Origin of the sequence: Globicatella sp. HMSC072A10 (assembly GCF_001811625.1) — a bacterium.
Lineage (GTDB): Bacteria > Bacillota > Bacilli > Lactobacillales > Aerococcaceae > Globicatella > Globicatella sanguinis.
The window spans coordinates 11,686-28,336 of record NZ_KV805817.1; the positions used below are offsets into that span (position 1 = coordinate 11,686).

General features: G+C 36.0%; 17 protein-coding genes. 2 read left to right on the forward strand and 15 right to left on the reverse strand.

Features of this window, described 5'->3' with window-relative positions; all coding sequences use genetic code 11:
• The 13 genes from HMPREF2811_RS10075 to HMPREF2811_RS10135 all read right to left on the reverse strand — a co-directional run bounded on the left by HMPREF2811_RS10075 (window position 1) and on the right by HMPREF2811_RS10135 (window position 13,852).
• Entirely contained in the window at window positions 1-1,053 is a 1,053-nt protein-coding gene (locus tag HMPREF2811_RS10075; RefSeq protein WP_071409214.1) for a hypothetical protein, read from the reverse strand.
• Window positions 1,050-2,330 carry an O-antigen ligase family protein gene (locus tag HMPREF2811_RS10080; RefSeq protein ID WP_084802130.1) on the reverse strand — a complete coding sequence of 427 codons (1,281 nt, stop codon included), beginning with the start codon at window positions 2,328-2,330 and terminating at the stop codon, window positions 1,050-1,052. The genes HMPREF2811_RS10075 and HMPREF2811_RS10080 overlap by 4 nt, the downstream gene beginning before the upstream one ends.
• A gap of 96 nt (window positions 2,331-2,426) precedes the next feature.
• Window positions 2,427-3,842 (reverse strand): lipopolysaccharide biosynthesis protein, encoded by a 1,416-nt coding sequence (locus HMPREF2811_RS10085; protein WP_071409215.1) that lies wholly within the window; start codon window positions 3,840-3,842, stop codon window positions 2,427-2,429.
• 9 nt (window positions 3,843-3,851) lie between these two features.
• On the reverse strand, window positions 3,852-4,991 hold the full coding sequence (locus HMPREF2811_RS10090) for a glycosyltransferase (protein WP_168164983.1): 1,140 nt from the start codon (window positions 4,989-4,991) through the stop codon (window positions 3,852-3,854).
• A gap of 338 nt (window positions 4,992-5,329) precedes the next feature.
• Window positions 5,330-5,701, reverse strand: coding sequence for a 30S ribosome-binding factor RbfA (rbfA, locus tag HMPREF2811_RS10095; protein WP_066125744.1), 372 nt, complete (start codon window positions 5,699-5,701; stop codon window positions 5,330-5,332).
• A 118-nt stretch (window positions 5,702-5,819) separates the two neighbouring features.
• The gene (infB, locus tag HMPREF2811_RS10100; RefSeq protein ID WP_071409217.1) at window positions 5,820-8,147 is read right to left on the reverse strand and encodes a translation initiation factor IF-2; all 2,328 of its coding nucleotides are present in this window, start codon (window positions 8,145-8,147) and stop codon (window positions 5,820-5,822) included.
• A gap of 94 nt (window positions 8,148-8,241) precedes the next feature.
• Window positions 8,242-8,547 (reverse strand): L7Ae/L30e/S12e/Gadd45 family ribosomal protein, encoded by a 306-nt coding sequence (locus tag HMPREF2811_RS10105; protein ID WP_071409218.1) that lies wholly within the window; start codon window positions 8,545-8,547, stop codon window positions 8,242-8,244.
• A gap of 1 nt (window position 8,548) precedes the next feature.
• A complete protein-coding gene (gene rnpM / locus HMPREF2811_RS10110; RefSeq protein ID WP_071409219.1) occupies window positions 8,549-8,848 on the reverse strand; it encodes an RNase P modulator RnpM in 300 nt (99 codons plus the stop codon).
• 25 nt (window positions 8,849-8,873) lie between these two features.
• Window positions 8,874-10,175 (reverse strand): transcription termination factor NusA, encoded by a 1,302-nt coding sequence (nusA, locus tag HMPREF2811_RS10115; protein ID WP_071409220.1) that lies wholly within the window; start codon window positions 10,173-10,175, stop codon window positions 8,874-8,876.
• A 24-nt stretch (window positions 10,176-10,199) separates the two neighbouring features.
• Complete coding sequence (gene rimP / locus HMPREF2811_RS10120; RefSeq protein WP_071409221.1) at window positions 10,200-10,673, reverse strand: ribosome maturation factor RimP; 474 nt, start codon at window positions 10,671-10,673, stop codon at window positions 10,200-10,202.
• Between the two features lie 560 nt (window positions 10,674-11,233).
• Entirely contained in the window at window positions 11,234-11,578 is a 345-nt protein-coding gene (yajC, locus tag HMPREF2811_RS10125) for a preprotein translocase subunit YajC (protein ID WP_071409222.1), read from the reverse strand.
• Window positions 11,579-11,631: 53 nt separating this feature from the next.
• On the reverse strand, window positions 11,632-12,777 hold the full coding sequence (gene tgt, locus HMPREF2811_RS10130; protein ID WP_071409223.1) for a tRNA guanosine(34) transglycosylase Tgt: 1,146 nt from the start codon (window positions 12,775-12,777) through the stop codon (window positions 11,632-11,634).
• A gap of 316 nt (window positions 12,778-13,093) precedes the next feature.
• Window positions 13,094-13,852 carry a glutaminyl-peptide cyclotransferase gene (locus tag HMPREF2811_RS10135; protein WP_168164984.1) on the reverse strand — a complete coding sequence of 253 codons (759 nt, stop codon included), beginning with the start codon at window positions 13,850-13,852 and terminating at the stop codon, window positions 13,094-13,096.
• 100 nt (window positions 13,853-13,952) lie between these two features.
• Between HMPREF2811_RS10135 and HMPREF2811_RS10140 the strand changes: the two genes are divergently transcribed.
• Entirely contained in the window at window positions 13,953-14,582 is a 630-nt protein-coding gene (locus HMPREF2811_RS10140; protein WP_071409225.1) for a lysophospholipid acyltransferase family protein, read from the forward strand.
• A gap of 136 nt (window positions 14,583-14,718) precedes the next feature.
• On the opposite strand, the gene HMPREF2811_RS10145 is transcribed toward HMPREF2811_RS10140, so the two are convergent.
• Both HMPREF2811_RS10145 and HMPREF2811_RS10150 read right to left on the reverse strand, forming a co-directional pair.
• Window positions 14,719-15,225: an acyl-CoA thioesterase gene (locus tag HMPREF2811_RS10145; protein ID WP_071409226.1), complete on the reverse strand. Its 507-nt coding sequence runs from the start codon at window positions 15,223-15,225 to the stop codon at window positions 14,719-14,721.
• Between the two features lie 11 nt (window positions 15,226-15,236).
• Window positions 15,237-15,548, reverse strand: coding sequence for a metal-sulfur cluster assembly factor (locus tag HMPREF2811_RS10150; RefSeq protein ID WP_071409227.1), 312 nt, complete (start codon window positions 15,546-15,548; stop codon window positions 15,237-15,239).
• A gap of 110 nt (window positions 15,549-15,658) precedes the next feature.
• Between HMPREF2811_RS10150 and HMPREF2811_RS10155 the strand changes: the two genes are divergently transcribed.
• The gene (locus tag HMPREF2811_RS10155) at window positions 15,659-16,474 is read left to right on the forward strand and encodes a Cof-type HAD-IIB family hydrolase (protein WP_071409228.1); all 816 of its coding nucleotides are present in this window, start codon (window positions 15,659-15,661) and stop codon (window positions 16,472-16,474) included.
• Window positions 16,475-16,651 lie beyond the last annotated feature (177 nt).

A 16,651-nucleotide genomic window follows, 5' to 3' on the forward strand; every position in this document is an offset into this window, starting at 1 on the left:
CTACATCAATTGCATAATTTTAACAGGAACATCGTATAATTTTGCCATATGGTATTGTTCATTATACCAAGCTTTATCCGTTTGATTAGCATAAATTACAAAGATAATCTCATCAACATCCTCTTGGATATCTTGTACTTTTGTTACAAAGATTAAATCCTTTTGATCTTCTACCGGCAATAATTTTTCTGGATCACCTTGAATCACGACATAACGATGATCGCGTTTAGGGATTGACATAAACGCTACAACATCCGCTTCATGTTCAGTATTCGTACGATTGAATATAAAATGACGATCTTCCATTGCCCAACTATAATCAAATGCATAACCAATTTTTGATTTAAATAAACGTAAGAAGAATAATGCTAAAGCCGTCAATACTGCCCCACCAATTGCACCAGCCACCCCAAAAACAATAGCTGATCGCGTTGAAATGCGGTTATAATGTTCCAATGTTTCAGTATTAGCTAGATTCGGAAATTTTAATTCTGATAACTGTTCACCAATCTCTGCTTTGTTAACCAGTGAGACTTTATAAGATTCTAAAAACGGTAGCGTTTCTTCTACGATTAAGTTTTGATAGGCTTGAGCAATTTTTAAGTTTTCCTCAGCCGACTTTCCGACCGCCACCCGTATTGTAATCATTTCCGTCGAACCATCTCTTAAGGCCGCCATGGCCCCACGAAACTGACTCGTTTTAATAATTTCTAATAAGTTTTCATTCTCCATCCAGCCAGCAAACTGAATACCAGTTTCTTTTTCTATTCTTTCAACCACTTCAGGCTGACCAAAGTATTCATCAATTAAAAATGAATTACTAAAGAAAGCACCTTCTGCATTCGTTAAAATAATTTGAAATTCTGCTGGTTCTTGCTCATACCGTTGTTTTAAATCCTGATAAGCCGCCTCCATTTCAGGTGTTTCAAACCCACCAAAATAATAGCGCGAACTGGCTACGGCCAATCCTATTAATAATGCACTTAAAATTATTTTTAAGGCATAGTCTTTTAAAAATCTGATTAATTCACTAATAATCGTGACTAAACTCATCGCTTACACCCCTTATTCATTCTGACCTCAATAATGTTAACATAACTTATAATAAGTGCAAAAACAATCCAATGCCATTCAATTAACATATTGGAAGCACTTGTTATACTAGAAAAGATAAATGATATCATAAAAACTAACAAACCTAATGATGTTTGTCTTTGATGGAGATTACTCGTTTTGGACATTATCCAAAGTTTTCTCACTAAGATAAAATAGACACCTATGTAAATAATAAAAGATACCAATCCATATGCGACTAATATTTCGATCCACCAATTGTGAATATTCACTAATCCATTGATAGGATAATAAGGTACCTGTGCCATCCAAGTTTCGATGTTTCCTGCTCCGACACCCAAGCCATAGGTTTCAGCTAAAAAGATCAACCCATTTTTCCAAAGATTAATTCTTGCGCCGTCCCCAGATAAGACATAGTTTTGTTGTGATAATAACATTGTCATAATACTCTTACCTAGAGTAGGTTTTAAAAAGAAAATCCCTATAACAGTCATCACGCCACCGACTAATAGAATAAGCCAATGTTTTCTTTTTAAGTTAAAGTTAAATTGAAAGACCGTATATAATCCAATCGTCATCAATAAGACCAATAAAGCCATCCGTGAATCCGTACGATAAATTAAATAACTGGCGGCTCCACCAAATAAAATCGTTGTTATTTTTAACCAAAATGATTGAGTGCGGTGATAACAAATAGTAGAAATCGCGATAAATGCTAATAATAAAGTGGCATAATCATTTTGATTAGCGAAATAGGTAATCGGCATGCGCGTTGATGGAATCCGATCAAAGGTGCGATACTTATCTAACTTGTCTAAATTAGCAAATAAATAATTACCGGTGAGAATTTCATGATATCCCCATATAACTTGGGTACAGATCATAAACCAAACTCCGTATATTAAGGTTTGCCATTGTCTTTCGCTCGTAACCCAAAAATAAAGAGCCAGTATCACGAACAATCCCAAACTCATTAAAAACATCGCCTGGAACCAACTAACAATATCAACCACCCAAATAACCGATAATAAGGCATATAGCCACCATAAAAGATAGCCAACTAAAGCACGAGTCCCATCACTATTAGGTATGATAACTAAATTTTTCTTTTTTATCGCCACTTGATAGGTCAAAATGACTGGCACTCCTATCGCTAGTAATCGGTAAATTGTCATTTGGGCGAATGGTGTTGGAATGGCAAGCAATTTACTTCCTAAGAAGACAGCCATTACTAATATTAAAATATAAAGTTGCACGCTTTGTCATTCCCTCCTCGTAAAATATATTTAGAAGGTCATTTCACATCCTTCTGGTTCTCTCTGTTTTTCTTGACTGATTACTACTAGACTTAACTAAGTAAAGTCCCAATTTTTACTATCATTTTTTATTTCAATTGCTTGTTGAACGGTCGACCACTGGGCCACTAATGCTAATAAACCTAAGCCTAAAGTGTACCATTCTATATACGGTAATTCAAACACATTTAGAAAAGCCGCAATCGACATAATGATAATCGAAATCGTCGGTTTCACTTGACTAAAACCAAAGCCAACACGGTTTGATAAATAAGTTCTCGCAAAGTAAAACATAATATAAGCTGCAAATGAAGCAGCTGCTGCCCCACGATACCCCCAAACAGGCGTAAGGACTAAATTTAATACCATACTAGGTAAAAAAGTTAAAACACTAACAATGATATTCAAATATGTTTTTCTAGAGAAGACAATTCCTAAATTGGTTGTCTCAGATAAAGTATACATAATTTGTGGGAATGCTAATAGACCAAAAATATATTTGACATCGCGATAAGCTTCCGCTACCACGATATAAGCAATTAAATCTTTAAATAATAATAAGCCAAAAAAGATACCAGTTAATAAAAACAAGACTGCATCACTTACAAATTTAAAGTGACGAATCTCCTTCTGCTCCTCATGCCAACGATAAGCAGTTGGTATCCAGAAAGAGGTAAAAGCTGTTTTAACGACACCAATTACCGCAATAATCGTTGAGGCTGCCCCATAAATTGCGACATCTTCTAAAGTCGTATAGTTTTTAATGAAGATTTTATCCACTAAAGTCAACGAGTTGGTTAATGATATGGCCACCATCAAGGGTAAACCAAATTTTAACATTCGTACAATTAACTCACGATTCAGTTTAAAGCCTCTAGTATCAAGATAGTGACGATAACGCCAGAAAAGGACCACATCGCCCAGTAATTGACCAAAGATTAACCCGTATACAATGACTTTAAAATCGCGCCACCCCATCCAAATTAAAAGCATGGATAATACGAAAACATTAAATTTTAAAATCATTGAAAAGCTAGAGAACTCAATCGCTCTTTCTTCCATCCGAATCGATAATAAAATAAAGCGTTCAATAATCGTTGCTAAAACCCACAAACCACCATAAAGGACAATATAAGTATATTCAGGGCTATCAAATAACCAATTGGAAATCTCTGGTGCAAAAACAATTGACACGATAAACAATAATATGCCGACAATCATTGGAATTAAAGCGGCTTGTTGAATCAATTGTTTTTTATCATCGGCTTCTTGGTATTCTCTTGTATAAGCCTGATCGAGTCCAATATAAATATAATTAGGCAGTGCTACAATTAAACTCGAGAATAAGCTCGCCTTTCCATACTCTGCTTTCGAGATAAAATAAGTGATGATTGGTATTTGGATAAATGAAATAAACGCACCAAATACTGGGCCTAAACTGAATCCTAACAATCGTTTAATAAAATGTTTCATTCTTTTCTCCTATTTAATTAAATAGCTATTTATCTTTTGATTTAAAAAATCAAGGTAAATTTGAGCCGATTGTTCGTTTGTAAAACCTCGCTCGACCAGTATTTGTTCTCTTTCATTTTTCGATAGTCGTGGTACTTCACTCAAGCTTTTCAATGATTGGTACCATTTTGCTATTGGTTCATTTAATGAAAGATAATCTACTTGTCCTTTATCGAAATCGACTTCATCCGTAATGGTGTCACTCATCAAACAAGGAATTCCAATTGTTTGAGCTTCTACGATAACGGTCGGTAAGCCTTCATACAATGACGGCATAATGAGCACGTCTAACAATGGCATCACTGTTTCGGGTTTATCAATTCTACCTAAAAAGGTCACATAATCCATTAAATCCTTTGTTGCTACCAATTGATTGAGTGATTCGAAATCTGCTCCTGAACCAATAATAAAGATTTTTGCTTTTAATTGATGTTCACGGATATACTCCGCTAAGCGAAGCGTGTGTTCTTGATTTTTTACTTTATGTAAACGCCCGATTTGACCAATCACAAGTGTTTGATCATCTAAACTATATTGAGTTTTTAACTGATTGCGTCTCTTCTGAAATTCTTCATCGGATAATAAATACCTTTCAGTCGAAATACTATTAGGAATCACCATCATTTGTTCCTCTGGAATGGAGCCATAGATAGCTAAATTAGCTAAACGCCCGCAACCAACATAACTATCAGTAATAAAACGATTAATCATTTGATCTAATTGACGCATCATTTTTTGTCTGAATCCCGTAACATGTAAAGCTTTTGTCATATGGGCATGGAGGAAGAAGCGTTTCACATAATGACGGCTAACTAGATAATAAGCTAGAGCCCGATAGCCCGTTATATGGCAATGAATCGCTTGATACCCGTTTTCATTTAATATTTTCTCAAAGCTTGTTTTAAATTTTCTCCACCCTACTTTTTTTGGGTTTTCAAGACGGTAAATTTGTCCACCCATACTAAGAATCGCATCCGTAAATAAAGTAGAACACTCATCATAAGTGGCGACATCAAACACAATGTTTTTGTCATTAAGGGCAATCGCTTTATTATAGATAAAAGATGAAATACCGCCTCCAAAACCACTCATTATTTGTAAAACTCTCATTGATTCAACTCCTATAGTGTTCATATCCTTGCTATTATATCACACTCTTATTTGTTACGCACGAAATTCTATTAAGCTGGTTTAGTATTTATTGAACGGCAAATAATGATAAATAAAAGCTTAAAGCTAATATCATTTTATAGATTATTTTTTCATGAATTAAAAAAGCTAACTATTTCTATTGTGAAGCCTTACTGAGACAGTTTGACTTAAGTTATACTGTTTAAAATATGTTAATCTAGTGGTCTTAAATCGTCAACTTTACACGCATAATAGGCACACATAAAAAAAGGACTGCCAAAACTAAATGAGTTTTGTACAGTCACTAATATTAGATTTTATTCACCTTCATAGGTGATTTCGTCTGATTGTTTAATTTTATCTAATAAAGCATCAATACGATTTCCATAATCAACAGAGGTATCACGTTCAAATTTAAGCTCAGGTACTTTATAAAGCTTAATGGCTTTACCTAGCTCTGAACGCACTTTACCTGTCACTGCTTCTAAACCAGCTTGCTCTTTTTGACGAGCGCCAGCTTTATCAGAAAGTGTACTATAATAAATCGTTGCTTGTTGTAAGTCACCAGTTAATTCAACGTCGGTAATAGTCACACCTTCTACGCGCGGATCTTTAATCTCACGCATTAAAATACGGTTAACTTCTCTTAAAATTTCTTGTTTAACACGACCATGTCTGAAATTTGCCATGATTAGCCTCCTCTTAATAGATAACTTCCACTCACTTTTAATTGGATGAGTGGAAGAACTATCCAATCTTACGACTCTAACTATTGCTAAGACTCAAACTGTAATGTGTGGTGCTATCTTATTTTCTTTCTACTTCTACCATATGGTAAGGTTCGATAATATCGTCTACTCGGATATCATTGTATTTCTCAATCATAACCCCACATTCAAAGCCTTTCGTCACTTCACGTGCATCATCTTTGAATCGTTTTAAGCTCGCTAATTCCCCATCATAGATGACGATGTTATCACGTATTACTCGAACTTTTGAATTACGACGAATATAGCCATCTAAAACATATGCCCCGGCAATCGTTCCTAATTTAGACACAGTATACGTTTCACGAACCACTAATTGTCCAGTGATTTCTTCAACATATTCTGGTTCTAACATACCTTTCATCGCTGTTTCAATTTCATCGATAACATTATAAATGATTCGGTGTAAACGAATATCAATTTGTTCTTGTTCTGCTTGTGCGCGTGCTTGAGGGGTAGGACGCACGTTAAATCCAATCACTATCGCACCTGAGGCTGCTGCTAATGAAATATCACTTTCATTGATAGCTCCAACTGCTTGGTGAATAGTGTTTACGCGAACACCTTCCACATCAATCTTTTGTAAAGATGCATTTAATGCTTCTGCTGAACCTTGAACATCCGCTTTAATAATGACGTTAACTGATTTTAATTCGCCTTCTTGTAAGCTTTCGAATAAATTATCTAACGTTACTTTCTTATTAGCGTCACGATGTTCTTCTAATGCACGTCTAGCACGCTCTTCACCAGCTTGACGAGCTGATTTTTCATCTGGGAAGACTACGAATAAGTCACCGGCTTGTGGTGCATCATTTAAACCAGTAATTTCAACTGGGGTAGCCGGACCTGCTTGACGAATACGACGACCGGTATCATTTACCATCGTACGTACTTTACCATAAGTATTTCCTACTACGATTGGGTCTCCTACATTTAATGTACCATCTTGTACTAATAATGTCGCCGTCGCACCCGTTGCTTTATCTAAACGAGCATCAATCACAGAACCGATTGCTAAACGATTAGCGTTAGCTTTTAATTCTTGAACCTCAGCTACTAATAAAATCATTTCTAATAATTCATCAATGTTTTGATTAAATTTAGCTGAAATAGGTACAAAGATAGTATCGCCACCCCAGTCTTCTGGGATTAAACCATGTTCCGTCATTTCTTGCATTACGCGATCTGGATTAGCAGTTGGTTTATCGATTTTGTTAACTGCAACAATAATCGGTACATCAGCCGCTTTGGCATGGTTGATTGCTTCTACTGTTTGTGGCATCACACCGTCATCAGCAGCGACTACGATAATTGAAATATCCGTAACATTCGCACCACGAGCACGCATCGTCGTGAAAGCCTCGTGTCCAGGCGTATCCAAGAACGTGATGGTTTTACCTTGTAATTGTACTTGATAAGCCCCAATATGTTGCGTAATGCCGCCGGCTTCGCCTTCCGTTACGCGAGAATTTCTTAATTGGTCTAATAGAGTTGTTTTACCATGGTCAACGTGTCCCATAATGGTTACTACTGGCGGACGCATTGTTAATTCTTCTTCATTAACTTCTTCTTCATTGAAATAAACTTCTAAATCAGATTTATCAATTACTACTTTTTCTTCCGGTTCAATTCCGTATTCTAAAGCAATTAATTCAATGACATCTTTAGATAATGCTTGGTTTTGGTTAGCCATAACCCCTAACATTAATAATTTTTTGATGATTTCAGAAGCATCACGATAAATTAATTTCGCAATATCTTGAATATTCATCCCTTCAGTATACACTAACTTCTCAGGTAATTCTTTATATTTACGTTGAGTAATCCCTTTGGATTGTGTTTGTTGTTGATTATTTTTGTTATTACGACCACGACGGCGGTTGCGACGTCCTCGAGGCTCAAATGCTTTTTTATTTTCCCCTGCATCATCTGCTTTATTTTTAACTTTTTTTACTGGTGCTTTATCTTTGTTAGCTTTTGCACCTTTGGTTGCTTTCTTAATCGCAGGGATATCTTCATCATTCTCAACTTCTTCAACTAATTTTCTAGGCTTAGCTTTTCCTTTAGTAGAATTGTCCATAGTTTGTTTTGTTGGTTGATTGTTTTCTTTTTTCTCTGCCATTTTTACCTCTTCACTCATAGCTTTACCGTTATGTGGTTTTTTTGCTTTCTTATCTTGTTGTGAATGATTAGTTTTCTTAGCGGTGTTAGCGGGATTTAACTTATTTAACAAAGTCTTTTGTTGATTTTCATCCATCATGGACATATGGCTGTTGAACTCAATCCCATTCTTTTTCGCCAGTCCTAATACTTCTTTACTTGATAATTTATTTTGTTTCGCAAATTCATATACGCGAATTCCTGTCATATAATCACCTTCCTACTTCTGCAAAGTACTAGACAGTTTATTCGCCGTCAGCCTTTGCGATTACAGGGTTCTCTTCATTAATTTTTTTATCATTTCACTTAGCCTCATATGATAAGAATTTTTTAATCATACCAGAATTTCCAATTGCACAAATCGTTCGGCTCTTGCCGATAGCATCTGAAATCTGTTCTCTCGTGAATTCAGTGATCAATCTTGCATTAAATGTTTCGCATAAAGATTGATAACGTTCCATAGTGGAACTACTCGCATCACTAGCACAAATGACTAGTTTAACACTATTATTTTTAATGGCTTTTTCAACCATTTCATCGCCACTGACTAAAAATCCTGCACGCAATGCTAGACCAAGTAAATTTAATTTTTTTTGTTGTGGAGTCATTTTAGAATAATTCCTTACGTGCCTTTTGATGTGCTATGTAACGATACAATTCATCATAAAATTCGTCACTAATTTTCATACTAAAAGCAGCATCAAATGTTCGTTTTTTCTTAGCTAGTTTCGCTAATTCTGGATCTAAGCCAATATAAGCTCCGCGTCCATTTTGACGTCCAGTCGGATCAATCGAAACGTTTCCTTCTTTCGTTTTGACAACACGAACTAATTCTTTTTTAGGAAACATTTCTCCTGAAACTGTACATTTTCTTAATGGAACTTTTCGTTTTGACGGTTGTTGTTTCATTATGATGATTCACCTATTTTCTAAATTAGCCTTCCATATCTTCTTCGGCTTCAAGCTCTTCAACTAAATCTTCGACGGTTTCAACGTCACCAGTGGTCGTTTCAATGATTAAGTCTTCTGCATCTGCATCTGCATTTGCGGTTTCCATTGCCATTTCAACTTCACCAATCGTTTCATCTACAGTCGTATCTAATTCGTTTGTTTCATCAATTGTAACTGAATCAACTGATCCAACAGTTGCTTCCTCGTCTTCTGCTAATTCAGATTTTAACGCTTCTTGTTCCACTAAATATTCTTTGTAAGCAGTTACCGATTTAATATCAATTTTATGTTTTGTTAAACGTGCTGCTAAACGCGCATTTTGACCTTTTTTCCCAATAGCTAATGATAATTGGTGATCTGGTACAACCACTATACAAGAAGGATTTTCGCCATCAAAGATAACATCTTCAACCGTTGCAGGATTCATCGCATTTTTAATGAATACAGCTGGGTCTTCATCCCATTGTACAATATCCATATTTTCACCATTTAACTCATTAACGATTGTTTGCACACGTTGTCCTTTTTGACCCACGCAAGTACCAACCGGGTCAACATTAGTATCTCTTGAGCGAACCGCTACTTTTGAACGGTCGCCCGCTTCACGGGCAATACTCATGATTTCAACGATACCTGAATAAATTTCAGGAACTTCTTTTTCAAATAGACGTTTTAAGAAACCTTCGTGAGCACGACTTACCACTACTTGTGGCCCTTTAGTTGTTTTATCAACTTTTGCCACATATACCATAATGCGCTCATCCATGGTAAATTGTTCACCCGGGATTTGCTCATTAATCGGCATTACTGCTTCGGCACGCCCTAAATTAACATAAACATAGCGATAATCTTGACGTTCAACAGTACCCGTTAATACTTCATCTACGTATTGGCTATATTCATTAAAAATAATTTCACGTTCTGCTTCACGAATACGTTGCATAATAACATGTTTAGCTGTTTGTGTCGCAATGCGACCGAAATCTTTTGGTGTTACTTCAAAACGAATTTTATCACCAATTTCATAAACTGGATTAATTTTTTGAGCTTCTTCCAGGCTAATCTCTAATGTACTATCGTAGTTAACTTCTACTACCTCTTTAACGGCAAACACTTTAATTGAGCCTTTTTCTTCATTAAATTCAACCTCAACGTTTTGCGCTTGGTCATAATTCTTTTTGTAAGCTAATTCTAACGCTGTTTCTAAGGCATCTTTAATCACTGCACGTGAGATTCCTTTTTCTTCTTCTAGCACTTGAATTGCTTTTACTAAATCTTTACTCATTATCTTCCTTTTCTCCTCAATCAACTAAAATTGAATCGCTAATCGAGCCTTAGCGACCGCTTTTTTATCAATATTAAGTATTTTTGTTGCTGTCTTAATGCGTACTTCTAACTCATAATGGCCATCTTCAACTGCAACTAAGAAACCTTCATGTTGCTTTTCACCGTGTTGTGGCACATAGTAGTCGAAATGAACATATTCACCTATTGCAGCTTGAATGGCCTCTTCTGTTTTTAGAGGCTTTTCAGCGCCTGGTGAAGATACTTCTAAAAAGTAAGCTTCTGGAAATGGATCTGGTTTAATCCCATCCAATACTTCCCCTACTTTTTCACTAATTAAAGCACAGTCTTCAATGTCGATGCGACCTTCTTTATCTGCAAAAATTCGTAAGTACCAATTTCTACCTTCTTTTACGTATTCGATATCTACCAGTTCGCAACCTAAATCCTCAATAATGGGTTGGACTAAAGGTGTGACTTTATCAATAATTGCGCTCATACTTCACCTCTTATTCAAAATTTTGCCTTTTTCGTAACAAAGGAGCGAGCGTTGCCGCTCACTCCTTCAGTCACTAACTACTTACTCTATAACATTATTGTAACACAGACATCATCAGACTACAAGAAAAAGATAGTTTTGTATGGTGGCGAAGGGGTGAAGAATGATAAAATAATGATTCTATTAGGTTTAGCGTCAATGAAAAAATGACGCTGTTAATCGTGATGAACCTAAGCGTTAGTAACACGATTGTATGGTGTTGAATCTAAACAATAGTATTACATCGGTAAAGGATGAACCTAAACGTTACCATCAGGACGATAAATGGATGAAGCTAAACGTTATTAACACAACGATATTAAAACTCTATGTTTAAAATTATTGTTTTGACTCTAGAATCGAATCTGATAAATTTAATGTTCTGAGTCATCATCATGAATTTGTTACAAAAAAACAACAATCTTGGCTGATGAATTTAACTATACGCATCATCATAAATATGTAAGAAATAAAAATCCCACTAGTTTTGAGTGACTAGCGGGAAAATACCATTCAAATTATTACGCTTCAGGTGCAACCTCTGCATCATGAACGATTTCTTCTTCAACTTCTTCCTCAACAGTAGTGGTCGGTTGAGTTGGCGTTGCTTCTTTAACCGTTGCGATAGCGGATAAATTAAATGTTAAATAAACACCTTCACAATCAATCACAACCGTTTGAGTAGCGCGATTAATTTCTTCTAAAATACCGTGTAAGCCACCAATTGTTACCACATGGTGTCCTGGTTGCATGTTTTCTAACATTGCTTTACGTTCTTGTGCTTGCTTCTTTTGTGGGCGAATCATTAAAAACCACATTACCCCCATCATCAAAGCAAAAGGTAAAAACGTTGCTAAAAGTTCCATTCAAGTCATCCTCTCATAATTTAAATCACCTAATAATTATAACAAAATAATCATTAGAATGCACGAGCGTTTTCTTTATTATAACCATATCGCTCAAAGAAATCTTCTTTGAACTCTAATAAAGAATCGTTCATAATATTTTCACGAACTTGTTTCATTAGATTCAATAAGAAATGAACATTATGAATAGAAGCTAGTCTTAAACCAAACATTTCATCGGCTTTGAATAGATGACGTAAGTAAGCACGAGAGTAATTACGACAAGTATAACAATTACAATGCTCATCCAATGGACGAAAATCTCTGGCATATTTAGCATTTTTCACTACTAAACGTCCAGTACTTGTCATCGTTGTTCCATTACGAGCAATACGAGTGGCTAATACACAGTCAAACATATCAACACCGCGGATAGCACCATCAATTAACGCATCTGGTGATCCAACCCCCATTAAATAACGTGGTTTGTCTTTAGGCATAACCGGTGTTAAATATTCTAACACTTCATTCATTTCTTCTTTAGACTCACCCACGGATAAACCACCAATTGAATATCCAGGGAAATCTAAGCTAATCATATCACGGGCATGTTGCAATCTTAAATCTTTATAACCTGCTCCTTGTAAAATACCAAATAACGCTTGGTCATGTGGTCGTTGATGCGCTTTTAAGCCACGCTCTGCCCAGCGAGTCGTGCGGTTAATTGATTTTTCCACATAATCATGTGTTTCATAAAATGGTGGACATTCATCAAAACTCATGATCATATCAGCACCTAAATTATTTTCAATATGAATCGCTTTTTCAGGCGTTAAAAACAATTTTGAGCCATTTAAATGATTTCTAAAATGAACGCCTTCTTCTTCAATACGACGGATATCACTCAATGAAAACACTTGGAATCCACCGGAGTCAGTTAAAATCCCTTGATCCCAGTTCATAAATTTATGTAAGCCGCCTGCTTCCGCTACTAAGTCATCGCCTGGTCGTAACCATAGATGATAGGTATTACTCAATACCACTTGGGCTCCCATCTCTTTTAATTCTTCAGGTGATAATCCTTTGACGGTTGCTAAAGTCCCAACGGGCATATACATTGGAGTATCAAAGGTGCCATGTGGCGTATGTAATTTACCTAGTCTCGCGCCGGTATGTTTCTCTTCTTTAATTAATTCATAACGAATTACTGGTTCACTCAATTAGTTCGCCTCTTTCTTTTTGATTTGCTTTTCTATTGTATCAATGAATAATCGTTTCGACAATTAATTTTTTAGTTTATTTGGATTCGGCAACCTGTGCACTCTTCATGTTTGGTTTGATTTACAATTTTCCCACAATACTCAAACATTTATTGATAAGTTGTAATTAGGGGCGTGCTTTCTACAAAAATTTCTTCAATGTTTCGGAATAATCAAAACATTTATGACGAGATTGTAATTAGGGACGTGCTTTCTACAAAACCCTCTTCAATGTTACGGAATAATCAAAACATTTATGACGAGATGCAAAAACAGACTAATTCAATTCCACTTCCCATATTATAGGAAATAATTTACCTGTCACATAAAACCGTTCCCTTTCAAGATGAGCAATGCCGTTTAATACCCTATCAGGATTAGCATCAGTAAAATGAAGTTCCTCCACTAAATCGGTTAAGTCCCATACTTGTTCTACTTGACCATCTTCTATATTTATTTTCACTATTTTATTGGTCTGCCACACATTCGCATAAATAGCCTCATTAGCATACTCCAACTCATTAATGCGTTCAATCATCTGATTATTTTGAGTGACGGTTAAGGTGTCGAGTGCCATTAAATTTTCAGGATCTCGCTTGGTCAATTGGGCACTACCATCAGAAGTCCAAATCACATCAGCCTTGTCATCATAAGCCATTCCCCAGCCATCTCCACCAAAAGGAATTTCCTCTAACAATGTTAAATCGTCTAATGAACGTTTAAAAGCTATCTCTTCTCGCCACGTAAATTGCCATAAATAGTCCGCAGTAGCGGTTAACCCTTCCCCAAAATAATCATCATCTAATTGATCTTGTACTTGAAAGTCGCCAGTTTCTAAGTCAATCCAACCAATTTCCGATTCGCCATATAATCCTGTTCCTAATACTAAGCGATTCTCTATCACTTCCAAACCTTGGGTAAAGACGGGTTCATTGATGGGATATTGGTCAATTACTAATACTGAATCAGCTGCTTGCACTGTAACCGGCATACCAAGTATCCATAATAAAAATAAGCTTTTATATCTATCTTTCACATTCATCACTCCTCGTGAGTTCATATTTAATTGTAGCTTATTTCTGAAAAAATTGGTAGAATTAAAGTTAGTGTAATATAGAAAGAAAGTAGGTTATCAAATGACCTTTTATCAATTTGCTGTTCATATGATTAAATTTATTTTCCATTTATTTAATGGTAAACCGCAAATAAGTGGCTTAGAAAAGCTTCCTGAGGATCAACCGCTTATTATTGCTAGTACGCATCGTTCAATGACAGATCCCTTCTTTTTAGCAGATGTGGTCTATCCTAAAGAGGTTGCCTTTATGGCCAAAGATTCTTTATTTAAGCAAAAATGGTTAGCAAAATTATTAGCTAAGGGTAATGTTTTTCCTGTTAATCGTGAGAAACCATCCACTACCACCATTAAACATGCTGTCAATGTCTTAACAAAAGAAAATTTAAATTTAGGGATTTTCCCATCAGGTTCCCGTCATACCACCGAAATTAAAAGTGGAACGGCCTTTATCCAAAAACTAAGTAAAGCCACCATTGTACCGGTAGCCATACAGCCACCTATTGGTTTTTGGCAATTTATTACCCGTAAACGAGCTAAAATTGCCTTTGGACAACCGATTCCCTTTGATTCAACCCAAAAATATGACAAGGAAATATTAGCCAATGTTGATGCTCAAATCGCTGAACAATTCGACTTATTAGATAAGCAACTGGACCCTGAGTATGTCTATGTACCTAAACCTAAAAAGTAAAATATAGGATTTGCTTTAGGTTCTATACTGATTGTGTACGGTTATAAAGACACAAAACCATATAGCTTATGTAAATAATGAAAAACCATCTCACTTTTTTCGCACTAACTTCGAAAAGAATGAGGTGGCTTTAATGTTAATTTAAAGTCAAACGATTATTAAATTCTTTATCTTTCTCACGGTCATTTAAACGTGCTGTACGACGTCTTTCATACCCTTCGCACACCAATTTTTCTTCATCAGTTTGTGGAATAACCGCTACGATACCTTCAGGATGTTCAGGCTTTTGGGTTGCTACAAAGGTTAAAAAAGCTGTTGCGGCTAAATAAGTTTTGCCTTTTTGTGGATGTTCTCCCGTTACTTTACAAAACACTTCAACAGAACGATTAGAAACTCCCGAAACAAAAGTATCAATCGTTACCGCATCCCCTTCTGGTAATGGCGCAATAAAATTTAATTGGTCCATTGACGCTGTTACCCCCACCAAACGGGTATGCTTAGCAAAAGCCAGGTAAGCGACACTATCAATCATTTCCATTAAACGTCCACCATATAAGGTGCCATGACCATTAGTATCACTTGGTAAGATATAATGAGTGGTCACTGTTCTTGAATCTTGACAATATTTTTCGTTTTTTTCCATGTTCTACTCCTTTAAAATGGCATCCCTAAAGCAATTTTAGCATAACGCGACATGCGTTCAGGTCCCCAGGCCGGATACCACACAAATTCAATCATTACATCACTAATACCATCGACTTTTAAGACAGCATTTCGTACATCCGTTACGATCACATCGGCTAAAGGACAGCCCATCGTCGTTAATGTCATATCAATCGCGCAAACGCCTTCATTGTTGACTTCAACATTGTATATTAATCCTAAATTTACTAAATCGATCCCTAATTCTGGGTCAATGACCGTTTCAAGAGCGGCCATCACTGCTGCTTGTGTTTCTTCCGTCATCTCAACACCTCATTCTATTATACAAGATATATATTACTAGAATTATGGATTTTTGCAAGTTATTAAAATTCTGTTATAATAGAAAAGAAATTATTCAAAGGAGAGAAAGCATGAAACAACATTTAATTGCGATAGACCTGGATGGGACTACCTTAAATAACCAATCAAAATTAACACCTAAAACCATTCAAGCACTCCGTGCTGTTAGTGACCTTGGCCATCTCGTTTGTATTGTAACGGGGCGTCCTTACCGTAATAGTAGTGATATTTATCGGGAAATCGGCATCGAAGCACCGATGGTAAACTTCAATGGGGCGCTATGTCATTTCCCAGGCCGTGATCATTATATTCCGAGCTATCATTTAACTTTAGATAAAGAAATTGCTTTTGATTTATTTGCTAATCAAGATCGACTTAACATTGATTTATTATGTGCTGAAGGCAAAGATCGCCTCTTTACGAGCTCAATGAATTTACCTGACAGTCCTTTTTATCCTTTTGATTTAGCCTTAGTTGATCGTTTAAATCGTGAATCTTTAACTTATAATCCAACGGCCATTACCGTTTTCTCACCCGAAGAAAAAATGGCTGATATTCGTGAAAAAATTGAAGAGCATTATGGCGACCAAGTATCCGTTCGAACTTGGGGTGGGAGCTTACCATGTTTAGAAATTGTCCGCAAATCGATTAACAAAGCAGTCGGTGTCAAAGCTCTAGCTGATTTCTATCGTATTCCAGTTGATAATATTTTAGCTTTTGGGGACGAAAATAATGACTTAGAAATGCTTGAGTATGCTGGTTTAGGCGTTGCCATGAAAAATGCGACCGAAGAGATCAAAGCCGCAGCTAATGACATTACACGCTTAACCAATGACGAAGATGGTTTAGCCGATTACCTTATCCGCTATTTTGATTTAGCGATTTAAAGTATCGTAGCGTGATAACTTGTATAGCCCTATTAATTAGCGATTTAAACTGAGATGCGTGATAGCGTCATATAGCCCTATTAATTTAGCGTTTATTATAATAATTAAACTCAAAGACATAAATAATCATAGGCTGAATAAGCACTCATCAAATTTAAAAGAATAAGGAAGTGGGCA